The following is a 311-nucleotide window of genomic DNA, read 5'->3' on the forward strand; positions in this document are numbered from 1 at the left end:
TCAACAGGGTTCGGTTTTGCGCCTGAGCCTGACTGACGTTTTCGAGCAAACCAAGCACGCGTTGCTGATCTGCCCAGCTGTCCAAATCGGTCTGTCGGCCACCTGATTTCTCGCTGGCCAGAGCCCTGTCACGCACATAGGTGGACAGGTGTTTGTAGCCTGCTAACGCCGCCGCTTGCTCTAGGCGAGCCTCTTGGTCGTCGTTTAAACGTATGGGTAGTGTCTTCGCCACGGTGGTCCTCTCAGAGCCAAAAATGGGACATATTCAGGCTAACGATAACTGCCAAAAGAACGTATAGCAAATGTAATAC

General features: G+C 53.1%; 1 protein-coding gene. It reads right to left on the reverse strand.

Annotated features, from left to right (window positions below; genetic code table 11):
• On the reverse strand, nucleotides 1–232 hold a 232-nt coding region (locus tag KMS84_RS44345; protein ID WP_256921520.1), incomplete at its 3' end, for a hypothetical protein.
• Nucleotides 233–311: the final 79 nt, after the last annotated feature.

This window comes from Streptomyces hilarionis (assembly GCF_024539675.1).
Classification (GTDB): Bacteria; Actinomycetota; Actinomycetes; order Streptomycetales; family Streptomycetaceae; genus Streptomyces; species Streptomyces hilarionis.